The organism is Carboxylicivirga caseinilyticus (genome assembly GCF_050589785.1).
GTDB lineage: Bacteria > Bacteroidota > Bacteroidia > Bacteroidales > Marinilabiliaceae > Carboxylicivirga > Carboxylicivirga caseinilyticus.
The window spans coordinates 1-26,998 of record NZ_JBNGOX010000054.1; the positions used below are offsets into that span (position 1 = coordinate 1).

A 26,998-nucleotide genomic window follows, 5' to 3' on the forward strand; every position below is an offset into this window, starting at 1 on the left:
AATATATTATTATGAAAAACAAAGAGGCTAATCGGTAAAGATTAACCTCATATATTTTCCTTTTTAAGTATTACTTCTGAAATCGCCTTTTTATGTCTTATTTTTTTACTTATCCTCTAATTCTTTAAAATAAGCATCCATAAAGGTAAAATGAGATAACCAATACGAACATGTACTATCTGTTCCTTTAACAGGATTAACACCTCTCAATTCCAATGCCTTATAACATCCACCTTCACTCTGATCGTAAATCGATTTCTTTAGATTATTCTCTCCCAAATACCACAAGTGAGTTTTCGATAACTGATTAAGATATAGTGGTTCTCGTGTTATCTGATAAAGCTTAGAATAACAGGCAACCATCATAAAAGCCTCATCTGCCAGTTGCTCATTATCTCCTCTGATAAGTTTAACCTGTTCTTTAGTATACCCTTGAATGGCAGGATTAAATACCCCATCAGCAAACAACAGTTTTTCTATGAATCTGCATGTCCGTCTGGCAGCTGACAGATAACGATTATCACCGGTAACATTGTGAGCATAAGTTAATGCCAGCGGAATCAAACCGTACTTACCTTCTAATTTATCTTCGTACCATTGCCATTTAACACCTACTTCCTCAGGGATGAGTTTAAGAATATTATTGGCAAATCTTTTAACCGTTTCTATTAATTCACTATCCGGAAAACCACCTTCTAAAACATGTGATATTCCGATAATTACCGCAGCTTTTGCATGTATATCCGTAAATCCATTTTTTTGTGTAATCAATTTATTAAATAATGAATAGGCAATATCTCGGATATCATTTGTTTTACTTCGCTTAAATAAACTTCCCAAAGCCCAGATGGTTCTTGCTTCACCAAATTTACAAACACCTTGCTTTTTAGACTTGTCATAGTTTAAACCTTTACTCCAGGTTCCATCTTCATTTTCCATGTATTGGATAAATGATAAACACCTCTTCAGTATTTCCTCCTCCTTTTTTCCTTCAGCTGCCAATGTCAATACCTGAATAGCCATTGCATTCTCGCGCAATGAATAACCTTTCCCATAGTCTACAACACCACTTACACAATTAGATAACAACGCATTACCATCATACATCTTAAGTAAATGATCAGGCTTCCATTCCGGTAATAATTCAGGTAGAATAAGTCCTTTCTTTGTCTTAACAGCTTCCAGCATTTCATTGTCCACCGAATGACAAATCTTTAAAAACCGATGACCTATTTTGTCCCAGGTAAACTGCGAACCATATAAAGTTGTATTTTCACGATATGATTTTCTTTCATTTGAACTCCTCAGTGTATTAATCACCAATTGAGATAATTCAGAAGATGATTTGAAAGCAAAGAACTGTCCTCTATCATCTTCAAGAAGAGCTTTTGCATACCAGGTTGGAGTTGATAAAATAACACTTCCGGCTCCAACAGCCAGTGTTAATGAATCATCAAAAAGATTTTGCTCTTTTATATTAGGAGCAACAAATAAATCTGCTTTTTTCAGAACACCAAAAGCTTCGTAATCATTCAGTTTTCGCTCATCAAAAACAATTTTATCTAAAACACCTCTGGATTTTGCTAGCATTAAAAGGGATTTTCGATACTCTTCTCCTCTTAATTGTTTTTCAGAAGGATCTGTAATCCCCTGAATGAGATATATACAATCAGGATAATGATTTAATATGGAAGGTAATGCATTAATTACTGTTTCATAACCTGATTCGGGGTTTAAATAACCAGTTGAAACAATAATCTTCTTTTCATTTATTTTCAGATCATTAAAATATGAACTTGTTTCAAAATCAGCTTTTAAAGGTATACCATACTCTAAACGGAGTAACAAATCAGGATTTACTCTATAAAAGTGTTCCAGAAAATCGATTGCTAATTGACTTTTTGCCAACATTTTTATTGATCGTGCAGCCAAAGAAAGCACAACAGATCTTTCATTTACAGATGGATCATTACCAACAGAATGACAATAAGTTATCATAGGTTTATTCAAGCTATTGGCAAAGGCTAAAATATATCTGGATTCATACCCAAAATAGGCAAATTTATGATACTGCAACAAGCATATATCGGCCCAATTATTCACTTCTTCTGCCAAAGCAACAAAATGTTCATAAGTAGTTGCTTCACATCTGAAATCCTCACACTTGTTTTTATCTATTTCTTTAAGCTTAATTTCACATCCCCCCTGCATTCGTAATGCATCAGCGATTAAATATGTATGATTGGCAATAGCTTCATTAACCTCTCGTGAAGGACTTACAATAACTATTTTCATAAATTCGATTGTTAAATTCTTAATCAAGCAGTTTTGATTAGCTTAAGGATAAAAGTAAGGATTTTGACCTTAATAAAAACAAAAGAGCTGCGATAATGCAGCCCTTTTTACATAAATGATTAATTCTTTTATTTAAAGATGCTTTTAAATTTTTTAGTTAACTCTTCAACTTTCTTTTGCGCATCAGGATCTTCCAATAATTTCTTAACAGCCTTACCGGCTTCTTTTTCTAATTCTTTGCCAACTTCTTTCTGGGCTTTCTCAAGGTTGAGAGATAATTGAGGATCTTTTACAGTTCCTTTAACAATTACATCAACCATTAAATCATCACCTGAAGTCGGCAGATTCATTCCCATCAAACCAGCCATATTGGCTACTTCCTGGCGTGCAACAGGCATAGTAATTCGATAATCAATTGATTGATCAACACCCTGTTTCCCTTCAATTTCAATGATTTTACCATAAACCTTTGTTTTAAAAGGTTCAACAATCACATTTCCTTTATCGATGGTAAACTTAATATTGAAATCTTCAGCTTTCATAACTTTATATCGATCATCACGCACCAATGCTGCAATTCCATTTTGAATTTTTGAATCAGAAACCTGTACTCCATCCGATTTAATATTTCCTCCACCATCAATACTTGACATTATTGGCATGAAATCATTCGAAAGAAGACTATAATATTTAAAATTTGGAGACACTAATCCTGCTGCGTTTTTGGCAATCGGCATCATCGAATCAACAACACTGAAAGAATTGGCAGCTTTATTAATATCTATGTTTTTACCAGTGAAAGCAAAATCAACAAAAGGGCGATTCATATCCGCTGTATTATATTGGCCATCCATTGTCAGTTTACCACCCATCGTATTCATATCTAACCCATCCAAAACAACAGCACCATTCCTGACAGTAATTTTACCATCAATGTTGGTTACATCCAATTTGTCGTATTTCAAGTGCTTAATTTCGGAAGTCAACACTAAATCAAGATTTTTTGGAACTTCAATTATTTGAAGACTGATTGTATCTTCCGATTGTGTAGCCACTTCATCAGATGAATCATATAAAAATTCATTGGAATCAATAAGTAATGACTGATGACTTAATTTACCTTTCAATACACCTTCACTTAAAGCATATGACAAATAATTCTCCAATTTTCCTTTGAGTGAAAAATCACTATCTCCAATTTTTGATTCGAAAGCTTTCAGTTCCATGTATTCTGGAGTAAATTCCATTTCTGCATCACTAATTCCAATAATATATGGCAATTCATTATCGCTATAACTAAAACCTTTCATTTTTACAGTTCCATTGGACTGAATCTCGTCATATTTATCTTCATCAATTAAGGCAGTATTACCATCAAGCGAAACATGTGCTTCAATTAAACCCTTCAGCTCAACACTATCCAGCGGAACAGCATCTTCCAGTGAATTCAGATCAATCTTCCCATCAACCTTACCTTTAAATGTTAGATTACTTACCGGTGTTGTCACAAGTAATGAGGCATCAAAAGGATTTCCTCCCAGTTCGAAATGGAATTTCTCCAGTTCACTAATGGTATTATCTGCACCTCCCCCTTGATTATTAATTTTTAGTGCCACATTAATATCATCAATCGATTTTGGCAAATCAGGATATTGAATCATACCTTCTTTTACTGTCAGATCCAGATTAAATGCAGGCAGATGCTCTTCATCGATATAATCGCCCTTCACAATTCCAGTTAACAACAATTCTCCATCTGTTTTTAAATTCTCCAAATCCTTCATGTACACTTCCGGCACCAGGGCAAGCAATGATTTAAAGTCAGTATTTTTAGTTTTCATTGATAGATCAATGGCATATCTGTCATCCAGCACACCAACAGAACCATCTAACTGTAATGCCATTTTATTAACTCTCAAGTCATTTTCTTTCAAAGTAAACAGCATCTTCTCCAAATTGGCGTTAATAATAGCGTCCAATCCCATTTGAGTATTATTCAAATATTTGATACCATCATACTCAACTGAAACACCCGAGATTTCAGTATTAACCTTAATATTAGTAACGATGTCTGACATATCACCCGACATATTCATATTAAATCCACTGATTCTGCTTTTCAAAGCCATTGTGTTATCAACATATTCAATAGACGCATCTGTTACCTTAAAAGACTTGAGCAGAACTTTAAAACTTTCTTCCTGCGATTCAACAGACTCTTCATCAACTACATCTTCCGTAGTTTCTTTCATGATATTCCAGTTAGCCGTCGAATCAGCCAAAACAATTGCATTTAGCTTTATCTTGTCGAGTAACACTGAATTCACTTCAACATCTCCCGAAATAGCACTGATCAAGTCAACCTTCACTGAGAATTCATTAAAGGAAAGCAATGTATCCTTTTCAAAAGGTTCGTTTCCAACAATACTTAATCCATTTAAACCTATGTAAATATTCGGAAATCCTTTTATAAAAGATAAAGAGAAAGATTCGTAATCAACTCTGGCATTTACCTGTTTATTAATTTCCTCTTTTACCACACTTTCAATCTTTCCTTTAAATAAAAATGGAAGAATCAATAACAGAATAAAAACACCCAGTATAATTCCCAATAAAATCTTTAATACTTTATTCATATCCAGTACATAATTATTAATTGATGTTTGCAATAATTCAAATTTATAAAATCAAAACGTTTTACTGCTTCTTAATATTTTAAAAGAACTAAAAAGATGTACTACCGTTTACATTTTATATTTTTGTTTTTCGCGTTTCAAACATAAACATACTAAAACAATTGATTCATATGCAAGCTCAATTAGCCTTAATCTCACTGTTTACACTAGTACAAGTAACGCTTTCAGCTCAAATTAAAGCAGACTGGGAAGCCGGAGTACCTGAAGGATGCACTACCATTACGGTTGGTAAAAAAGCTACATTCGATGGTTCAGTAATGACTTCGCATACAGATGACAGTCACAGAACCCGATCATGGGTAAACATAGTTCCCGGTGAAAAACATGGAAGACGTGATAAAGTAACCATGTACAAACGCGAAAATGATGATTCGCGAAAAATGCCTGCCTATAAACATGTTGAAGTTGGTCACATACCTCAGGTAAAAGAGACTTATGGATATATCAACTCCGCCTATCCATGCATGAATACCAAACAGTTAGCTATTGGCGAATCTACTTTTGGAGGAAGAGAATGCCTGGTTTCGGAAAAAGGATTGATTGATTGTCAAAGACTGATACAATTAATGTTACAGCGATGTTCAACTGCACGTGAAGCAATTAAAATGACCGACGATCTGACTCAAAAATACGGATATAGCGATTATGGCGAATGCCTTACCATTGCAGATAAAAAAGAAGTTTGGCATCTGGAAATAGTTGGACCCGGAAAAGACAATGTAGGATCTATTTGGGTAGCTCAACGGGTACCCGACGATCATATTAGTGTTAATGCCAATGCTGCACGCATACAGGAGATTGACACAACCAATACCGACTACTATATGTATTCGAAAAACCTGTTTGATATGGCACGCGATAGTTCATGGTATTCTTCATCAGAACCATTCCGCTTTGCTGATGCTTATGCACCTGAGGGAAGAGAATCGAAAGCAGCAACCCGTCGTGAATGGAGAGTATTGAGTCTTGCTGCACCATCGTTACATCTTGACCCGGAAGCCAGAGATTATCCTTTTTCGGTTAAGCCTGATGACAAAATCACATTGGAAAAGATGGTTGATATGTTCAAGGATTATTACGAAGGAACACCATACGACATGGTTGGTCATATGAAAAAAGTGACGGAGGATGGAGATACCATTCCTCATCCTTATGCTAATCCTTTTATGCCTTACGATAAATACGATTTACATAATATAAACGGAGGATGGGGCAAATTAGGTGAAAGAACTATTGCTCGTTGGTACACCATGTATGGAACCATTACTCAAAGTCGTGATTGGCTGCCTGATGAAATTGGCGGAGTTGTTTGGTTTGCTCAGGATAATATTGCAACTTCTGTTTACATACCGATCTATTGTTGTGTTTCTGATTTACCAGAATCCTATAAAACCCCCGGTAGAAATGGATTCAACAGAAATTCAGCATGGTGGGCATTTAATCGATTGAGTACACTGGCTTCATTGAGATGGAACGATGCCCGACATGACGTAGATAAGGAGTTTATACCACTTCAGAAAGAAATATTTGAAAAACAGACTGAGACAGAACGAAACGCCATGAGTATGAATCCTAAACAAACCATTGCTTTTCTGACAAGATACACAAGTGAATGGGGAAATAAAGTAGTTAATAAAGCCTGGCAAACAGGTGATGATTTATGGACTAAATATGATGAGAAATTTTAATCGATAAGAGATTTATACTTAAACTGTGATTCTGTAATTTAACGGGATCACAGTTTTTTATTTAGGCAAGTATACTTTAAACTCGGTGCCTACCCCAATTTCGCTTTCCACTTTTATCTTACCACCATTTTTTTCAACAAGTTCACGCGATAAATTTAATCCAATACCGGTTCCTTTTTCCTGTGCTGTACCAGCTGTTGCCATAAACTCACCAATATCAAAAAGATTAGCCAATTTCTGGGGTTTAATGCCAATACCGGTATCTTTTATTGACAATATCTCATAACTACCATTACTAAAACAAGAGCAGATGACCTTCCCTTCCGAATCGGTAAACTTTATACCATTATGGACCAGATTGCGAATAACAAAACGCATCATTTCCATATCGGCTTCAATATAAATATCTGAATCCACCTCATTTATCAATTCTACACCTTTTTCATTAGCCTGTATAACAAAACTATCGAAAGCTTCTAAAACCAATGAAGACAATTGCATTTTTTGCTTCGACACAGTCATATGTCCTAATTGCGATTTTGCCCAGATCAGTAGATCATCTAAAAGCTTGTATAAATTTTCACTCGATGACAAAATTCGCTCGACATATTCCTTTATTTGGTCTTTGCTATATTGATCAATATTTTTTCTTAATAAGGTAGCAAAACCTAAAATGGCATTAAAAGGATTTTTAACATCATGAGCAATAATAGAAAATAACTTATCTTTCGTGTTATTCAGTTTCTTAAGGTTATCTTCTGTTTGCTTCACAGCTGTTATATCCATGGCTACAGACTGAAATTCAAAAATTTTGCCATTAGAATCAATTAACGCCCTATCGAGGCGGTGAAGCCATCTTATGGAACCATCTTTTAATACTACACGTAATTCAACCTCACTATATGGATTTTCAGGGGTTAAATTTTGAATACTACCCCAAACTTCATTACGTTCTTCTTCAGGAATCTGATTCAGAAAACTGGTTCCCACCAAATCACTGTGTTGTTCTTCAAAAAAGCTACAATATTGATAATTCACATATCGTAATATTCCGTTTTCATCATAACGACTGATTAAGGCCGGGGAGTCCTCAACAACTTTAAAATATCGCTCCTCACTGTCTTCTAAGGCTTTAATTGAAGACATGTAATGACTGACATCATAAAAGAAAATACAGATATTGTCTTTACCAAAGGGAAATGACCTGAATCGAAGATACTTACCTATTTCCTTTAAATGAGTTTCAAAAGAAAACTTTCGATTAAGCATAATACTTAAACGTTCAGGCGTAATAGCCTCTTCGGGCATAAACTCTTTAATGGTTAGTCCAACCAATCCTAATTTGTCTGTTATTCGTCCTGCAGAAGGATTTGCTTTTATAATTAACAAATCTTCGAGTTTATCTTCATCAACGTAAATAGGTTCAACAATAGCAATTCCAACAGGTGAGTTTGAGAATAATTCTTCCAGGAAATAATGATCCTTTTCGATCTGATCAGAAATGGCTCTTTGATTGGTAACATCCTCTTTAATTGCAAGAAATCCAGTAATTATGCCAAAATCATTTTTTACAGGATTTATTGTAGCCCTTTCCCAAATATATTTACCAGTTTTCGTTCTGTTACGAAAGATACCTTCCCAGTTTTCACCATTTTTAATGGTGTTCCACATCTCGGAGTAAAATTGATCGTCGTGGTATCCGGTATTAAAAAAACGTGAGTTTTGGCCCAATATTTCCTCTTCTGTATATCCATACCTCTTAACAAAGGCATCATTGACATACAAAATAGTTCCCCGATCATCAGTAAATACAATGATTCTCGCGGATTGATCCAAGGCTGCTCTCAACTCACCAGAAATCCCCATATACCTCTATCTCAAATTTAAATCCAAATACCTGTGAATTGCAACCATCATTACCCAAATGGTGTGCAAAACTCATATTACAAGTAATACAACATTAGCGAATTCCGGTGAAAGAGACAAATTTAAATGAATAAGTTTTAATTAATTGGATGTTATTTATTCTTAAAATAATACTACACTAAACTCATTTGGACTATAAAACCGATAACCTAACAAAACTCATACTCTGCCAAAGCAGAATTCTTATATTTGCCATTCAATGAACCAATATAAAACATTTTGAAGATGAAAAAACTCACAGCTCTTGCATCTGCATTTATGATAACATGGCTGAATTTTCTTCCGGTAGAAGCTTGTACCAATATTCTTATTACAAAAAATGCATCTGTAGATGGATCTACGATGATTTCATATGCAGCCGATTCTCATGATTTGTATGGTGAGCTATATTTTTGGCCAGCTGCAACATATGACGATGGAGCATTATTGGATGTTCATGAATGGGATACCGGCAAATACCTAGGACAAATTGCGCAAGCCAAACAAACATATTCGGTTATTGGCAATATGAATGAACATCAGGTTACCATCGGAGAAACTACCTTTGGTGGTCGTGAAGAATTACAGAACCCAGAAGGTCTGATTGATTATGGGAGCTTGATATATATTGCTCTACAACGATCAAGAACAGCTCGGGAAGCCATTAAAATAATGACAAGTTTGGTTGAAGAATATGGTTACTACAGCTCCGGGGAATCATTTTCAATTGCCGATGCCAATGAAGTATGGATTATGGAACTGATTGGTAAAGGGAAAGGTATTAAAGGCGCTAATTGGGTTGCAATACAAATACCTGATGGATATGTATCTGCTCACGCCAATCAGGCTAGAATAACAACTTTTGAATTTCAGAAAGAAAACAGATTTAATGATCCGGCAGCAAAAGTATTTCATTCAAAAGATGTATATGAATTTGCAAAAGAAAAAGGATACTTCGAAGGTAAAAAGAAAGATTTTAGTTTTTCAGATGCCTATGCCCCAATTGACTTTGGAGCCGTTCGTTTTTGTGAGGCACGTGTTTGGAGTGCATTTAACATTATGAATCCTGAAGAAATGGGAGATTACGTTGAATATGCTCAAGGTAATTCAACTAACCGTATGCCATTATTTATTAAACCTAATCGCAAAGTTTCGCACCGTGATGTGATGAATATTATGCGTGATCATTACGAAGACACTCCTTTGGATATGACTAAGGATGCTGGAGCAGGTCCTTATGGTATACCTTATCGTTTCCGCCCATTAACATGGAAAGTTGATGACGAAACATATTTCAACGAACGCGCCATAGCTACACAGCAAACAGGTTTTTCTTTTGTTGCTCAAATGAGAAACTGGCTGCCTTCGCATATTGGCGGTATTTTCTGGTTTGGTGTTGATGATGCTGCTTCTACCGTTTATATGCCAATGTACGCTGGCATGCTGAATGTTCCGCATTGCGTTTCTCAAGGTAATGGTGACTTACTTACATTCTCATGGGACGCTTCATTCTGGGTTTTTACCTGGGTAAGCAATCAGGCCTATAGTCGTTATAACTTCATGATTGAAGACATCAAAAAAGTTCAGAAAGAATTGGAAGATAACTTAACGGCGTATACTGTTGCAATTGATCAATCGGCAAAAGCATTGTATGACCAAAATCCTGATCTGGCAAGACAATTTTTAACTGATTTCTCTTGTAATCAGGCTGAGATTGTTACTGACAGATGGCGATCACTTGGTGAGTTTCTTTTAGTAAAATATAATGATGGAAACCTTCACGAAGAAGAAAACGGAGTATTTAAACGCAATGAGCATGGAAATCCGGCACATGCTAAATTCCCGGGATATTCTGAAGATTTCTATCGCTCGGTTGTTAAAGATGCAGGCGATAAATTAAAAATGCGAGAATTACCAAAAAGCAAATAATATAGAATATTACAAAATTGAAAATGGCCGATGTAAAAAAACACCGGCCATTTCTATTTGCTAACTCTCTAAAAAACTACATACAAACTTTTAGGATTTGATCATTATCGATTACAACAATATATATCCCCTTGTCAATCAGATTTAAATCCATTTCATAAACTCCGCCTGACTGTATAGTACTGACTTTCTGTCCAGCCATATTATATACATCCACCTTATTAAATGATATGGTTGATTCAATGTGCAGACTCGTACCTTTAACAATGCATTTCACATTATTAAATTCCGAAGAAACTTTTTGAATAGCTGTAGCATTACCCCAGATTAAATCAACAAACTCAGGATGGTCGACAAAAGGATTACGATTATGCTGATATGAATACACCGCATTATTTCTGCTTACTTCAAAATCATCGACTGGATCTTCTTTGTGCCATTTTAATAAGATAGTCTTAACACCATGTATTGGCTGCTTATCTGTAGTTGGTAAAATCAGTTCTGTCAGATCCAGATTTGGTTCACCATCATCTCCATTGTACCGAGTAGCCATGTAAAAAATGATACGGGCTACATCTCCTTTCATCGCATCCCGTGGTTCAAAAGTATAAGAGGACCCCACATAGCAACCTGTAAAACTGTTATTATACCAAACTTCTCCTCCATTCTCACCAAACGCCCTGTTGCTGCGAGTACTGTTTAATGAACTACTACAAGCCTTTAAATTATGACAGTCAGTTCCCGGACCTTTAGATGTACCAAAATCACCTCTGGACTTAGCCCATACATGTTCACGCGTCCATCCGTTTCCATTATTATATTCCTGAGCCGCATTAACACTCTCGCCTGAATAAATAAGAATTACATTCTCTCCATTATCAGGATCTTTATCTGCATCTTTTAATATATCCCATGCATCTGTAGAACTCGAAGTATAATAATATTCGGTATGCCCTTTTATTATATTATACAATGCATCTTTCAGCTGTATACCATCCAATCCACTGGTTGATGAATAATAACCTTCAGGTATTTGTGCATATACATTAAAACCTGTTATAAATAACAGGACAAGTAAAATTCTTTCCATAGTCTCCCGATTTAGGCGTCAAAAGTAATAGTTTCAGATAAATCACCTAATTATTATGTAAACATTAAAGAAGATTTATATTAATTTAATTAACTAGTAACTATTACATATCATTAAATAGAGAGAAATATTGAAGTCAAATAAATTTAGACTATTTAGTCTACAATAAGATTTTGATTCTTGATAAAAAAACCTCATAAGCAAATGGCATGCCTATGAGGTTGTGTAATAATAACCAATATCTTTTCTTCTTATAATAGTTATACAAAATAAGCTATTGAAATTGTTATATACAATCCCCATTTATTGGTAAATTTAATTACAACATTAATTCAACGTGATGAGTATTCTTCATAAATATGGTTTGAATAAATATGCCTCACAGCATGAAATACCTCCTTTGATTGAAACAGGTAGGGTAATTTCTGTTCATAAAACCAACTATCGAATAATTACAGAAACGGGTATTAGCTTAGCGGAACTTAATGGACATTTGCTTTTTACATTACCAGCCCACGAACTCCCTCAAACTGGTGATTGGGTTCGTATATTAACTTATAATGAAAGTCACATAATTACACAAATTTTATCCCGAACAACCACACTTTTAAGAAAATCACCAGGTAAAACAAGTGATGTTCAGGTTCTAGCTGCTAATGTCGATACCGCTTTAATTATTCAGGGACTCGATCGCGATTTTAACATCAACCGATTGGAACGAATGTGTGTAAGTCTACAAGATTCTCAAATTGAACCAATAATAATATTAAACAAAATTGATCTTGACAAGGATTGGAAAAGTAAGGTAGCCAATGTTAGAAGCAGGCTTCCAAACTTAATGTTAATCCCTATAAGTGCCATTACCAATGAAAACCTTGAACTATTACACAGTATTTTAAAACCAGAAATCACATATGTAATGATTGGTTCTTCAGGAGTTGGAAAAAGTACGCTTTTAAATGCACTCATAAAAAAAGACATTCAGGAAACAAAATCAATTAGTTCATCCGTTGGAAAAGGTAGGCATACAACTACTTCAAGAGATTTATTTCTGTTAGACAACGGTAGTATCTTAATCGATTCACCGGGTGTAAGAGAATTTGGTTTAGCAATAGAAAATATTGAATCCATTTCTCTTAGTTTCGATGATATTAATTCAATTGGTACCAGTTGTCATTTTATAGATTGCACACATACAACAGAACCCGGATGCGCCATTCTAAAGGCTATTAAAGATGGCAAAATCAATGAAGATCAATATGAGAACTATCTTAAATTAAGAAATGAGGCACTTCATTATCAAAGAACAACTATAGAATCAAAAAGACTTGATAGAAATTTAGCCAAACGAATAAAAAAATTCAAAAAACAAAACCCCAAAAGCAGGTAGATATATTCAATAAACAAACGCTTTAAGGTAATTAATTACTTTATGGGATTTATATTTGTTTTCAAAATAAACTGAATGAAATTCTGGAAGAAGTATCATAAATGGGGAGGCATTATTTTAAGTATCTTTTTAATTCTATTCTCTGTTTCTGGAATTTTATTAAATCACCGAAATTGGATTAGTAATTTAAATGTTCCTCGTTCAATTCTCTCAGAATCTTATCAATATATTAACTGGAACAATGCATCATTAAAAGGTGTTTTATCGCTTAACAATGATGAAGAACTGTTTTATGGTAATGTTGGTTGCTGGAAATACAACAAGCGACAAAAATCTTGGAAAAATTTTAATTCAGGTTTTCCTAAGGGAATAGACAATAGAAAAATTAGCAAACTGGCTCTTACTTCTAATCATCGTTTATTTGCTGGTACACAATTTGGTTTATATGAGTTTATTGACAAGCAATGGACACCTATAAATATTGATGCCCAAAGCAAAAGAATTACTGATTTACTGGACGTTAATGACACATTATATATTCTAACCAGAAGTGAACTAGGATCATTGCAGATCAATCAGGATAATCAGCAGGTCTGTTTTCGTGAATTACCTGCGCCAGCTGACTATAAAACACAAGTCGGATTATTCAGAACATTATGGGTATTACATAGCGGCGAAATCATTGGTATCTTAGGAAAGTTTGCTGTTGATGGCATTGCAATTCTTTTTATTTTTTTCATTGTTACCGGCTTAATTTGGTTTATCAATCCAAAATTGATTAAAAAAGCTAAAAGAAAAGGTAAATCCATATTTCGAAAACAATCGTTACTTCGCTGGTCGGTTAAATGGCATAATAAGATTGGCATATACACATTCATCTTTCTTGGTTTCACAACTCTAACCGGAATATTTTTACGTCCTCCACTGTTGATTGCAATCGCTAATACCATGGTTGATCCTATCCCACTTTCCAAATTAGATACTCCCAATGCCTGGGATGACCAACTAAGAGCAATTAATTACAATGAAAAATATGATTTTTTCTTATTATCAACATCAAAAGGATTTTACGCACTAAGTTCAGATAAATCTGAAATGATTAAAATCCCCAAAGATCCTCCTGTTTCTGTAATGGGGATTAATGTATTTGAACCACTAAACCATCAGGAATATATAATTGGATCCTTCAGTGGTTTGTTTCGCTGGGATCCTATAAACATGGAGGTTAGATCATTCCCCGATACTAAACCTGTAGTTCAAGATTCAGCACCAACACGACCAATTAGTGCACAGATGGTTACGGGAATTTATTATAAATCGGACGGTCAATACTATTTCGATTACAACAAGGGCGTAGTGGGTATAAGCGACAATGATTTTCCTACTATACCTGATGTAATTATTGAGAACAGCCCTTTATCCTTATGGAATTTTGCATTAGAAATACACACTGGCAGAATATTTCAGGATTTCACAGGTGCTTTTTATATACTCATCGTTCCTTTGGTCGGAATTACTACTTTACTTCTACTTTTTAGCGGTGTATGGATTTGGTATAAGAAAAAATGATTTAAATTAATTCATTTTAACAGCATAAATATTTGGTGAAAGAAACTTTTTAACTCACCAAGCGTACCAGCATCTGATAAGGGGAAAAGGGAAGTTAAATGAGTAAAATTAACAAAATTGCAACTTTGTTATTTAACAGAGATGCCAAGTATATAAAGGGATTTGGTTTAGATGACACTAACTTTATATTTACACTGAATCTTGGTGTTACTGTATTTATACTTTCTGTATTCGTCAACTTTTTTCTAGACATCGATTATAAAGTTCACCTGATTAATTTCGGCTTTGGTTCCTCTATCATATTTATTTATTGGCTTGCCTATTGGAAACGAAAATTTAAATTGGCCAGAATTTTTCTACATTCTGTTTCATTTATTTGTATTAATATCCTTTGGTTTACAACAGAGGCCAGTGCAGGGCCCGCATCTGTTTTCTTTATGGCATATATTCCCCTAACCATCTTTTTTACGCCACGAAATTCATTACGGGCCATTTTAATTTTAATAGCATCTAATTTAATTGTTTTATATAGTCTCGAAATCCTTTTCCCATCCTGGATTGAAGCCTATGACAATGAAGCATTAAGAGCAACAGATGTAATGATTATGACAATTATTTTTCTTGTATTTGAAATACCATTATTGATTTTTGCTAAAGAAGCAATGGAGAAAGAAAAAAATGAAGCTGTTAATTCTGAAGTGAGAAAATCGTCGATGATTGCAAATCTAAGTCATGAGATAAGAACACCAATGAACTCAATTCTTGGATTTGCTGAATTATTGAGTTTACCGGATGTAACCAAAAGCGAACAGGAAAAATATATCAATGTCATCAGTCAGAATGGTAAAATTCTACTTCAGTTACTTAACAATATTATCAACCAGTCCAAATTAGAAACGAATAATATTGAAGCATCCTATTCAATCTTCCCTCTTCCATCACTATTAGAACAAGTAAGAGATAGCCTAGCCCCTTCCATGAAGGAAAAAGCGAATGTTAAATTGCAGTTATCACCTATACAAGCTGAGTCAATTGAAATAAGAAGTGATTTTACAATTTTGTATCAAATTTTACTTAATTTATCTTTCAATGCCTTCAAATTCACAGACCAAGGTGAGATTAACATTGGTTATACAATAAATAAAAATCATATTATTATATCAGTAAAAGATACCGGCAAAGGTATTCCTGACGAATTAAAACCTCACATTTTTACTCAATTCAGAACTGGCCAGGCCGATGAACAACACCTACCAATGCAAGGTGCCGGTTTAGGTTTGGCAATATGCAAAGGACTTACTGAAGTTATAAATGGTAAAATCTACTTTGATTCCACCGAAGGTGTTGGAAGTAACTTTTATATTAAACTGCCTATCAACCACTAACACCATTCATTCAGCCTTTTATTTCATACATTCATAACAAACTATTCCACATTCGTCAATCATTGCTGCCCTCCAATTTAATTTTACTTAATTTTATTAGGTTAGCAGTTATTGTGCATCCAAACAATGTAAAGTGAATGTTGAATAATATATTACACCCATTATACTTAAAAGTAATACCTGAAAATATCCATTTCAGAAATCGTTTTGTTTTAAAAACAATCGTTTTAGGCTGTCTGCTTGGTATTGTAGCTACTACCTTTAATTTTACATTTCAATTAGATTATAAATTAACTTTATTTACAGGCAGTATAACAGTTTTTTTTGGTTGGCTATACTGGATTGCCCGCTACAAAAACAAATATCTATTTGTCAGAAAATTATTTTCTGTTTTTCTGTTTTTGACATTAAACGGGTTATGGCTGTTGAATGGCGGATCACAGGGGCCAACACTCATAATCTTTCAGGCCATATTTGCCTTGGGTTTATTTATTATACCTGCACGTAACTTTTTAACCATCAGCATTATTTTTGCCCTGAATATAACGGGTCTGTTTGTATTAGAACACTTTGCTCCTGAATTAATCATTGGATATAACTCTGATTTAGATCGACTTTTAGACATTTACCACATTGCAATCATTCTTTTTCTAAGTGAAATTCCATTAATTTATTATGTAAATAAAAATTACAAAACAGAGCAATTAAAAGCTGAAAAATCCGAGCAAATCAAATCTGCATTTTTAGCAAATATGAGTCATGAAATCAGAACTCCAATGAATGTTCTTTTAGGTTTTTCAGAGCTTTTACGCGACAACGATATTAATAGAGAAGAAAAGAATCAATATCTGGATATCATTCAACAAAACGGCAATGTGTTGCTTCGAATTATAGACAATGTGCTCGATTTATCTAAACTGGATGCCAAAGCCATTCCTGTTAAGGAGAATACCATTAAACTGGAGAAATTTTTCAATGACCTGAAAATGGCCTATTCTCATCAGGCGGAAACAAAGCAACTACTGATTAAAGTTGAAAATAAATCGTTCATGAACGATTTGACAATTATTTGTGACGAAAGTATTTTATTACAGATATTTAATAACCTGGTCAATAATGCTATAAAATTTACAAACAAGGGTAGCATTACATTGGGTTACCTACTTAATGAAAATGGATCAAAAATTCAGTTTTTTGTAAAAGATACCGGTATTGGCATAAGCACCTCAATCTTGCCTCATGTATTTGAACGTTTTCGTCAGGGTGATGAAAGATTAAAACGTGAATTCTCAGGTGCTGGTCTGGGATTAACCATTTCAAAAGCAATGGTAGAATTGCTTGGAGGTAAAATATGGATAAAGACAGCTGAAAATCTGGGGACAACAGTTTATTTCTCTATTGATTTAAAAATACCGAAACAATTGGACAACAAGCAAGTCTTCACTTCTGCTATGGCCTTTTAATAATTATGTATTTCATTCAGTATATTATGCTTCCTGTTTTTTGGGTAAGCTAAAGAAAAATGTGGTACCTGCACCTTCTGTCGATTCAAACCAGATTTTCCCTCCCAGAGATTCAATAAGGCTTTTACTAATAGACAAACCTAAACCTGCACCTCCTTTTAATTGATCCACCTTTACAAATCGCCTGAAGATATGTTTTTTATTAACCTCCGGAATACCAATACCCGTATCCTTCACATAAAACAATAAAAAATCACCGGCATCATCGTAACCAACTTCTATTAACCCATTAAAGGTAAATTTATAGGCATTGTTAATCAGGTTAATCAGAATCTGTTTAATACGTTTTCTATCACTTTTCAAAGCAAGTTCTGAACACGAAAATAAGTCCTCCACAAACCTTAACTCAACATTTTCACCATTCTTTTTCGATTTATATAAATTCTTAATCTCCTCAATTAAATCGCCCAGTTGAAAATAATCTGAATGAGTGGTTAACTGATGACTTTCAATGAGAGAAGCATCCAACAGATTATCAATCATTTCAAGTAAATATTGTCCATTCTGAAAAACAATTCTATAATACTTTCTTTTCTCTTGTTCTTCATCAACCATCTCATTCATCAGTAACTCTGAATAGCCAAGAATGGCATTTAATGGTGTTCGTACTTCGTGACTAATATTTGCCAAAAACATTGATTTTAAATGATCAGACTCTTCGGCCTTTTCTTTGGCTTCATTCAATTGTTCAATATTAATTTCCAATGATCGCTGCAAAGCTTTTAGGCTATCAATAATCTGCTTTAAGCCCTTAACAACGAGAGCCAGAGGAATGGAAGCAACAGCTGACATTGGTAAAATATTAAAACTCAAAACAAACCAATGACTTGGCTCCATTAAACTAATCCTGTAATTGTCAAATAAATTATACCATAATCCTAATCCAATGAATAGAATAACCAAAAGATTGACAATTACACTTATAACAGCCCCTCGTAAGCCAAATAACAAGGCCGCTAAAATAGAATAACCAATTAAGTAGATAAATCCAGCTCCATCTGTTCCAAGAGAAATCAACAAAGAAACTCCAAGAAACAAGGCCATGTAAGTGACCACATAATACTTTATCTTTAACGGTACCTGATGGAAAATTATAACCAGCAGAATGGAACAATAAGCAATTGAAACCACACCTGCAACCAAAAAATATTTAAACTGTATTGACCAAACAACCCCAAAACCATAAGCAATTCCACCAAAAATGAGAAATAAAAATAATACCCTAAGAAATATGTATTCTTTCCAGTATTCTATTCCTTCGTTTAGATTGTAATTATTAGGAGTTAGTCTGTCAATAATCCATCTTTTCATAATTGGTGGCTTGGCTTGTTATAGTTAATTGCATTAATCACCTAACGTAACACCCTTTTTTGTATAAACTTTTCTTTGTATTGATAAACGCGAAAAATATTAAGATAAACACGTATGTTATATAGATTAAAATCCTTGTTATTAATTTACTACTATTAACAAATAAAATCAACTAATAATTTGGCACCTAATTATTGATATTGAATAGAATCCATTTATAATCAAATTTTTTAAATGCAATCAACAATTCAATTGATTTACTTTTTAACTATCGATCATTTGAAATGATTATTAACCTTAAATAGACAACTAGATTATTGAAAATTTAAATTAATTATGTTCGAAAAGTATATGCTGATCGATGTAATTACCACATCAAAAGCGAATGAAATCTGTATAATAATTACAACTTTGCGAATATCTGCTACCAGAAGAACATTGATAACTTTATTATTTAAAGTTACAATAAATGAAAAATTCACCTAATAATTAAAGAACCCTTCTTTGATAGACAGACCTTGATTTACATGTTAATGTTACAATTCGGTTATCACACCCGATACACACCAATGACTGAAACTATTTCCTTCCTGATCACCCTGATCGATAATTACCTTCACCTCGTGCCTTCCTTCACTAAGGTTTTCAAGTGGAATAAAATATGGTAATGTTACACTGCCCGGACACCAGTTTGATCGGCTCAAATCACTTGAAGACATACCATTGGAAAAATTTCCTGAAGCAGGATTGTATAATCGATAGGTAGCACAATCAGTACGCCAGGGAGTAACTGAATAAACAGGTTTGCCATCCAATATTATCTGATTTAGTTTTGGATTAAACTCGTCACCTCCACCCCAGCCTCCATGGCCTGTAGCAGTATAAATCAACTGAGCCCTATCAAGGTTCTTATCAAGATCAAAATAAACTGTTAATGTATCATTATTAAAAAATCGACCATAGTTCTGGCCCGACATCTCCATGATATTAACAGTATAAAATAAAGGCTTCAGAAATGGTTGTTTAGTATCCTGACGAGGTTCTTCCGGATAAAAATCAAGTTGCAGACTGACTTTGTGTCCACCTTTATCATAATTTCCAACAAATACACCAATAATTATCTCCTCTTGCCCCGCTGGCATAACCTGAGTTACATCCTCTTTATATATTGCTTCATCAAACCATTGATAACTGTTTATTTCCCTTTTTTGATTAAAGTGACCGACTCCAAATGAGGTAGCAAAACGCATTAACTCGATAGGCACTTCATAAGTATTAGAACTTATCATTCCCTGATATGAACTGCCTCCTTTGTCTTTAAATGAAGGTACCGAATCCAAACCTTTAGTTAATGCATCTAACATCGATAATCCACCCTGATTTTCTTTAATGATAAAAACAGAGCCAACTCTGTCATAAGCATCACCATTGGATGCGCATGTTAATTGGGCAAAAACACTCGCTCCCTCCTTCCATATTTCTGGCATTGCCACACGTTTTACAATAACACTACCATTAGAAAAATGATACACACTGTCTTCAACTAATTCAGGATTTACAGAAGTTTTGGCTGTTGGATCAAAGTTGATGATCTCCTCCTCAAAAATTGGTAAAGTAACATATCTCGATCGAATCAAAAGCTCCTCCATTCTTGATTGCCTGACTTCTTCAGCTTCTGACTCCGGGTAATCAGGAATAGAGGCCAATTTTACCTTATCAATAGCTTCGATTTGATACATGTAGCTATTATTTATCCTGACTCTTAAAACCAAAGCATTTTTTTCAGGAATAAAGGACTTGTATGGCGAGCCACTAGCTGGTGCATCTGTTGTATACCAAACCTCTATTGTATTTGAAAAAGAAGAAAAAGTAGCATACTTACATTTATAATCTAATATATAATCCTGAGATTCTTTAAATACAGGTTTTGATAGTGAATCAAAAGGAGTTGTAACCTTAAAAAGGTTGTTGTTATATTTTAAAATTGAAACTACATTATCGTTCTTAAAATCAATAAAATTCCGCACTTTATCAGAATCATTGGATAGATAAGCAATTTCATTTATATAGGTTACAGTTAAACCTCTCTCATCGATTTTCTTTTCATTAGCATAAAAAGAATATTTAAGCTTATAAGCTGTTTTATTACCCGATAAAGCATTAACAGATATAAGTCCAAAAAAACTATAAATAAGTATATTTCTTAGTGCATTCATTACACGCATAATACCTGTTTTAATTAGAATAAACTAAATATTGAGAAATTAAAAAACTATTTAGAATCCTGTTCTATGTTATCTTCTCCAGAATAAAATTCTCCAATAACAGTTGAAACCGTTGCATCACCAGTTACATTAACAACAGTGCGAACCATATCGAGAATCCGATCAACTGGCAGGATAATACCAATCCAGGCTGGATTCAAACCAACAGAACTCAAAACAATCATCAACATTACCAATCCTGCACTTGGTATGGCTGCAGAACCAATGCTGGCTAAGGTAGCAGTAAGTACAATTGTTAATTGCTGCCCCAAATCCAAATCAATCATATGCCATTGTGCCAGAAAAACAACTGCTATAGCCTGATACATGCTGGTCCCATCCATATTTACGGTAGCACCAATAGGCAATACAAAACTGGATACCTTGGGATCCACTTTTAAATTTTCTTCAACACACTCCAGCGTAACCGGTAGAGTTGCAGCACTTGAACTGGTTGAAAAGGCTAACATCTGAGCTGGACTAATTCCTTTTAAAAAACTCTTATATGATAACCTTTTAACGAAAAACTTCATGATAGATGGATAAATGACAAACGCCATAAAAAGCAGACCAACTAATACAGTTAATGAATACCATGTTAAGCCCTTGAACATTTCAAACACTTTAACAGGATCATCTCCCGCCATCTCGGAGACCAGGCCGGCCAACAGGGCAAAAACAAAAAATGGTGCTGCTTTCATGATAAGATCCACCATTTTCAGAAATACCTCTGTTAAACCATTTATCACATCAATAACAGGTTTTGATTGTTTATTCGGAACAAAAAGCAATGCTATTCCAAAAAAGATAGCAAAAAAGATAATCTTCAACATATGGACATTATCACTCATTGCCCAAAACACATTTTCAGGAACCATATCTTCCAGAAACTGCAAAGGCCCACTCTCCTTTTGATCTTCTACCTGCTTAAGTCTTTTGGCAACAGCCTCATCCTGATCATATCCCCGACGTTTGGCAACCTCATCAATTAAGCTTTGGTTAGATTCATCACATAACAAACAAGTATTATCATGGGCAGGATGTCCCTCCTGTTGTGCCCATAATTCATAGGCAACTCTATTTTCGATACGAACTTCCTTATCCAGCCATACACCTGGCTTGGCAATATTAACTAGAACCAAACCGATTGATACCGCCAAAATAGTCGTAACCAGATAAAGCATTAAAGTACGAAGCCCTAGTTTACCCAAATGTTTAGGATCGCCTAACCCTACAATTCCCCCTATTATTGAAAACAATACCAAGGGAATAGCTATTAACTTCAATAAATTGATAAAAATTCTACCCCACGGAGCAATCCAGTTAATTGTAAATTCACTCCATCCAAAAAAGCCTGATAAAACTGCCCAGACAATTCCTAACAATAACCCAATAATGATTTTCCAGTGCAATGCGAGGTTTTTCATTTTTCAAATTTTATTGAAGTAAGCCCTAAAAATACTAAATCAAATACAGAATATTCATGAATTATTGGAATTATCCCCTCATGAGAACCTAACAATCCATAAAAAACAAAATCCTCCATAAGTGGAGGATTCGTTGCAATATTATTTCTGATTATTGATACATTTTATTCATTAAGATGGCATCGATCATAACCATGGCAGCCATTGCTTCTACAATTGGAACTGCACGTGGTAAAACACATGGATCGTGTCGTCCTTTGGTTGTCGATTTAATTTCTTCTCCACTACGATTAACTGTGCTTTGCTCTTTCAGTACAGTAGCAATGGGCTTAAATGCAACATTAAAATAGACATCCTCGCCATTTGAAATTCCCCCTTGAATTCCTCCCGAACGATTGGTACGCGTACGCACTCTGTCTCCATCCATATAAAACTCATCATTGTGTTGCGATCCCATTAAATGAGTAGCATCAAAGCCCAAACCATATTCAAATCCTTTCACAGCATTGATGCTTAACATGGCGCTTCCTAACATAGCATGAAGCTTACCAAAAACAGGCTCTCCTAGACCTACAGGAACTTTACCTATTACACAACTGATAACTCCTCCAACAGAATCTTTGTCACGACGAACCTGATCAATATATTCAATCATTTTCGCAGCCATTTCCTGATCGGGGCAACGAACAATATTTTCTTCAGTTTGATTTAAGTCAAGTTCTTTATATGACTTCTCCAGTTTCAAATCACCAACTTTTGAAGTATAGGCATTAATAGAAATACCCCATTGCTTCAACATCAATTTAGCGATGGCACCAGCCACAACACGGGCAATTGTTTCACGGGCTGAAGAACGACCTCCTCCCCGATAATCGCGAATGCCATATTTACTCTGATAAGTATAATCGGCATGAGAAGGACGATAAACGTCTTTAATATTGCCATAATCCTTCGAACGCTGATCCTTATTCCAGATTACAAAACCAATAGGTGTACCTGTAGCCTTACCTTCAAAGATACCTGAGAGAAATTCCACTTGATCTTTTTCATCACGCGGTGTTGTAATTGCTGACTGCCCTGGTCGACGACGGTCCAGTTCACTCTGCACAAAATCTTCATCAATAACCGTACCCGGTAATACTCCTTCAATTACACCTCCCACAGCTTTACCATGAGACTCACCAAAAGAGGTAAGTTTATATAAAGTTCCAAATGAATTTCCAGCCATAAGTTTGAATTTGTAACAATTTGAAGTTATTCAGCTTGTAAAAATAATACTTTAGAAGCTGTTGCCCAACCATCACTAAAATTAATATATAAAAAAAGGGAGGTTAAACCTCCCTTAATAATATCTTTGGTTTGATTATCCGCAAGAACAACCGCTACCGCAGCCACCTGAACCACAACTATCACCGCAGCCTGAACCACATGAAACAGCTAATTCATCCTCTGTTGCTTCACGAACTTCTATTACTTCTCCTTTAAAGAAAAGATCATCACCTGCTAACGGATGATTAAAGTCCATCTTAACTTTTTCATCGTTTACTTCCACTACGATACCATTTAAACGGTTACCGTGTGCATCCTGCATAGGCACTTGATTACCAATAGAAAGAAGATCTTCATCAATCTTGCCTTCTACTTCAAATATATTTTTTGGAATTTCAACAATTGCATTTGGATTTACTTCGCCATAAGCTTCTGCTGCTTTAAGCTCGAAATCAAAATTAGCACCTTTACCAAGACCTTCTAATTTGTTTTCGAACATCTCCAACATTTTGCCGGCACCAAATACAAACTCCAATGGGGCATGTGCCTCAGTTTTCTCAACCACTTCACCATCAGTGCCATTCAGGCGTAATTCGTAGGAAAGGGTCACAAATTTATTTCTTCCTATTTCCATTTTCAAGATATTTTTGCGTATAAAATTGGTTACAAAGAAAATCAGATTTTTCGGAACCATCGAATGATTCTCCTAAAAAAGACATTTATTTGAAGAAAAAGTTCATTAAATACTTAAAAAATAAGTGAAAGATTGTAAACAGCCCCTTTATCTTTCCAGCCAGTCTTTGAATATCTTTACTTTATCGCGACTTACAATGATTTCTTCATTTGATTCCATGCCAATCATTTTTAGCTTTAACCGGCTTGAACCATAACCCAACATATCAGAAATGGAATTAATATTTACTAAAAATTTACGACTGATTCGAAAAAACTGCTCCGGATTAAGTTGTAATTCCATTTGCTCAAGGCTTTGGTCAATACTATATGTTCTTCCTTCGACAGTTCTAATATAATTGGCCTTATCCATGCTATATGCAAACGATATATTCGCAGTCTCTACCATTTTAAGGTGCTCTCCTACTTTAATCAGATATCTTGACTTATAATTATTCTTTTTTATTTGTCTCGCGGCATTTAATAAAGCCAACCTGACTGTTTCGTCCAACTGATTCTGCCCATTTCTATATTTTTCCATAGCTCTCATTAAATGGCTTTCTTCTATGGGTTTTAGCAGATAATCCAAACCGTTTACCTCAAAAGCTTTAACAGCATAATGATCGTAAGCCGTGGTAAAAACAACAGGAAAAGAAACTTCAATTTGATTAAAAATCTCAAAACTAATTCCATCAGCCAATTGAATATCGAAAAACGCTAAATCAGGCTTATTGGCTGATGCTAAATATTTAACTACCTGCTTGACAGAATCACACATTGCCACAATCTCACAATCCGGCTGCAGTTTAATGAGCATTGATTCCAATCGTTTTGCAGCCAAATGCTCATCTTCAACCAACAGTATCTTCATCATTCAAATAAATTAATGGTAGTTTTACTATGTACTTATCGTTATCAACACCAAAAAACAGTTTCTTACCTGTTAAATACAAAATTCGTTCGTACAAATTACTCAATCCTAAACCAGTTGAATGTTCTTTACTTAATTTTGGCAAATAAGTATTACTAATAACAAGGTCATGATGATTCATTTCTATTTTTATATCAAGGCGTTGATCTCCTGAAATAATATTGTGCTTAAACACATTCTCCACCAACATCTGAACAGAAAGAGGAATCACCATTGCCTTTGAACCGGCATCAGCTTCTATTATAAAACTAAACTTCTCTCCAAAACGAATATTTTGCAAATACAGGTATCTTTTTAAAATTTCCAACTCTTCATCAAGTGTTATCAATTCCTTATCCTTCAATTGTAGTATATCGCGATAGAATGCGGATAATTCAACAGTAAACTTCTTAGCTGACGATGTATCAATATCAATAAGACTTGTTAGTGCATTTAAACTATTAAAAAGAAAGTGTGGATTTACCTGAGTCTTTAACGATTCGTATTGTAATTGTAAAGCTTCTCGTTTTAGTATCTCTTTATTTTGAACCTCAGTTCTCCACTCAAAAAAGAAAGATCGGGCATAAAACCAGAGTGCGATAAAGTAAAAAATGATAAACTCAATCCACATTACATATCCATACTGATCAATAAAATGAGCAAAACTCATTTTGCCGATAAGGGTGTGCCAGATGTAATTAACTCCCATAATGACAACACTGCTATACAATGCTGAAAAAAGAAGAACTATTAATAGGCTTTTAACTGGTTTGGTAATCCATGACACATAACGGTTTTCGATCCAGGCGAAAACAAAACCAAAACTAAACAGGCCATAGCCCAAAAACAGACTGTATCCTCCATTATAAAGTATATTACTAAGTTTTATTGAGCACGATGGACATGCCAGATACATAAAAATAAAACCTATTGAGAATGAGATAATACCTGCACTAACAAGACGGACAACTATTCTTTTCCGATTTATATTATTTGTTCTTTTATTTGACATTAGGTTTGTATTTGCGTTGAAGGTATAAATTATTTTTTAGCCAAACATTTTTGCAACATCACTTCATTGTGATAACTACCCCAGCCAGGAAATAAAGTATTTGCTGATTTATTTTTTTCGAATAATGCTTTTGCTTTTTTATACAAAGGAAGTGCATTATCAGATCCTCCACCAAACATTTTGGGAGTATGAAAAATATTATTGGCCTTGCAATAATAAACACGTGGATTATCTGCATTCAGTTGCTCAGCCTTCTCCAGACTCTGATTTGATAAGGTTGAATACTTATAGCCTCGCATAGCACTTGTAATTCGTAATGAATAAATAAAACCTTGTAAAACATAAACTTCCGATTCATCAGACTTTTGCTTTAATAAGTCATCGAGAATAGCCTGAGCATGATCCAATGCAGAATCAATCGAATCGGCATCATTCATAAAATGAGTTGTTCTGGCATAAGCATAAGAGGCATAATACGATGGTAACCATTCCATTTTTTCCACATCAGCAATACGCATAAACAAAGCTGCAATTTGGTTCATTTCTTCAATTGAAGTACTTTTTTCAAGTTTAACAATGTTGAGTTTCATTGTTTCCTCATAATCATTTGCCATTAATAACTGACTTGCTAAAAGGGCTGTAAATAATACAATTGTTTTCATA

At 34.5% G+C, this 26,998-nt stretch carries 18 protein-coding genes; 6 read left to right on the forward strand and 12 right to left on the reverse strand.

The genetic code is table 11. The features are described 5' to 3' along the window. Positions 1 to 105: 105 nt before the first annotated feature. Together ACRD62_RS20210 and ACRD62_RS20215 are read right to left on the reverse strand one after the other, a co-directional pair. Positions 106 to 2,295, reverse strand: a complete 2,190-nt coding sequence (locus ACRD62_RS20210) for a glycosyltransferase (protein WP_430821918.1) — start codon at positions 2,293 to 2,295, stop codon at positions 106 to 108. Positions 2,296 to 2,423: 128 nt separating this feature from the next. Continuing rightward, positions 2,424 to 4,931, reverse strand: a complete 2,508-nt coding sequence (locus ACRD62_RS20215; protein WP_430821919.1) for an AsmA family protein — start codon at positions 4,929 to 4,931, stop codon at positions 2,424 to 2,426. A 170-nt stretch (positions 4,932 to 5,101) separates the two neighbouring features. Here ACRD62_RS20215 and ACRD62_RS20220 point away from each other — a divergent pair, with 170 nt between their 5' ends. Beyond that, on the forward strand, positions 5,102 to 6,679 hold the full coding sequence (locus tag ACRD62_RS20220; protein WP_430821920.1) for a dipeptidase: 1,578 nt from the start codon (positions 5,102 to 5,104) through the stop codon (positions 6,677 to 6,679). 57 nt (positions 6,680 to 6,736) lie between these two features. On the opposite strand, the gene ACRD62_RS20225 is transcribed toward ACRD62_RS20220, so the two are convergent. Next, the gene (locus tag ACRD62_RS20225) at positions 6,737 to 8,545 is read right to left on the reverse strand and encodes a PAS domain-containing sensor histidine kinase (protein ID WP_430821921.1); all 1,809 of its coding nucleotides are present in this window, start codon (positions 8,543 to 8,545) and stop codon (positions 6,737 to 6,739) included. Positions 8,546 to 8,830: 285 nt separating this feature from the next. Between ACRD62_RS20225 and ACRD62_RS20230 the strand changes: the two genes are divergently transcribed. After that, positions 8,831 to 10,513, forward strand: coding sequence for a dipeptidase (locus ACRD62_RS20230; RefSeq protein WP_430821922.1), 1,683 nt, complete (start codon positions 8,831 to 8,833; stop codon positions 10,511 to 10,513). Positions 10,514 to 10,589: 76 nt separating this feature from the next. On the opposite strand, the gene ACRD62_RS20235 is transcribed toward ACRD62_RS20230, so the two are convergent. Further along, positions 10,590 to 11,603 carry an endonuclease gene (locus tag ACRD62_RS20235; protein ID WP_430821923.1) on the reverse strand — a complete coding sequence of 338 codons (1,014 nt, stop codon included), beginning with the start codon at positions 11,601 to 11,603 and terminating at the stop codon, positions 10,590 to 10,592. A gap of 340 nt (positions 11,604 to 11,943) precedes the next feature. On the opposite strand from ACRD62_RS20235, the gene rsgA reads away from it, so the two are divergent. The 4 genes from rsgA (at position 11,944) to ACRD62_RS20255 (ending at position 17,410) form a co-directional block, all read left to right on the forward strand. Further along, positions 11,944 to 12,993: a ribosome small subunit-dependent GTPase A gene (gene rsgA / locus ACRD62_RS20240; protein ID WP_430821924.1), complete on the forward strand. Its 1,050-nt coding sequence runs from the start codon at positions 11,944 to 11,946 to the stop codon at positions 12,991 to 12,993. Between the two features lie 75 nt (positions 12,994 to 13,068). Then, positions 13,069 to 14,562, forward strand: a complete 1,494-nt coding sequence (locus tag ACRD62_RS20245; protein ID WP_430821925.1) for a PepSY-associated TM helix domain-containing protein — start codon at positions 13,069 to 13,071, stop codon at positions 14,560 to 14,562. Between the two features lie 98 nt (positions 14,563 to 14,660). Then, positions 14,661 to 15,947 carry a sensor histidine kinase gene (locus tag ACRD62_RS20250; protein WP_430821926.1) on the forward strand — a complete coding sequence of 429 codons (1,287 nt, stop codon included), beginning with the start codon at positions 14,661 to 14,663 and terminating at the stop codon, positions 15,945 to 15,947. Positions 15,948 to 16,084: 137 nt separating this feature from the next. Then, entirely contained in the window at positions 16,085 to 17,410 is a 1,326-nt protein-coding gene (locus ACRD62_RS20255) for a sensor histidine kinase (protein WP_430821927.1), read from the forward strand. A gap of 24 nt (positions 17,411 to 17,434) precedes the next feature. On the opposite strand, the gene ACRD62_RS20260 is transcribed toward ACRD62_RS20255, so the two are convergent. The 8 genes from ACRD62_RS20260 to ACRD62_RS20295 form a co-directional block, all read right to left on the reverse strand. Then, positions 17,435 to 18,781 carry a sensor histidine kinase gene (locus ACRD62_RS20260; RefSeq protein ID WP_430821928.1) on the reverse strand — a complete coding sequence of 449 codons (1,347 nt, stop codon included), beginning with the start codon at positions 18,779 to 18,781 and terminating at the stop codon, positions 17,435 to 17,437. Between the two features lie 536 nt (positions 18,782 to 19,317). After that, positions 19,318 to 21,006: a PNGase F N-terminal domain-containing protein gene (locus tag ACRD62_RS20265; RefSeq protein WP_430821929.1), complete on the reverse strand. Its 1,689-nt coding sequence runs from the start codon at positions 21,004 to 21,006 to the stop codon at positions 19,318 to 19,320. Positions 21,007 to 21,053: 47 nt separating this feature from the next. After that, a complete protein-coding gene (locus ACRD62_RS20270; RefSeq protein WP_430821930.1) occupies positions 21,054 to 22,472 on the reverse strand; it encodes a dicarboxylate/amino acid:cation symporter in 1,419 nt (472 codons plus the stop codon). A 151-nt stretch (positions 22,473 to 22,623) separates the two neighbouring features. After that, positions 22,624 to 23,700, reverse strand: a complete 1,077-nt coding sequence (gene aroC, locus ACRD62_RS20275) for a chorismate synthase (RefSeq protein WP_430821931.1) — start codon at positions 23,698 to 23,700, stop codon at positions 22,624 to 22,626. A 135-nt stretch (positions 23,701 to 23,835) separates the two neighbouring features. Next, positions 23,836 to 24,375, reverse strand: a complete 540-nt coding sequence (locus ACRD62_RS20280) for an FKBP-type peptidyl-prolyl cis-trans isomerase (protein WP_430821932.1) — start codon at positions 24,373 to 24,375, stop codon at positions 23,836 to 23,838. Positions 24,376 to 24,522: 147 nt separating this feature from the next. Next, positions 24,523 to 25,287: a LytR/AlgR family response regulator transcription factor gene (locus tag ACRD62_RS20285; protein WP_430821933.1), complete on the reverse strand. Its 765-nt coding sequence runs from the start codon at positions 25,285 to 25,287 to the stop codon at positions 24,523 to 24,525. Next, positions 25,265 to 26,335 carry a sensor histidine kinase gene (locus tag ACRD62_RS20290; protein ID WP_430821934.1) on the reverse strand — a complete coding sequence of 357 codons (1,071 nt, stop codon included), beginning with the start codon at positions 26,333 to 26,335 and terminating at the stop codon, positions 25,265 to 25,267. The genes ACRD62_RS20285 and ACRD62_RS20290 overlap by 23 nt, the downstream gene beginning before the upstream one ends. A 29-nt stretch (positions 26,336 to 26,364) precedes the next feature. After that, positions 26,365 to 26,997 carry a hypothetical protein gene (locus ACRD62_RS20295; RefSeq protein WP_430821935.1) on the reverse strand — a complete coding sequence of 211 codons (633 nt, stop codon included), beginning with the start codon at positions 26,995 to 26,997 and terminating at the stop codon, positions 26,365 to 26,367. Position 26,998 lies beyond the last annotated feature (1 nt).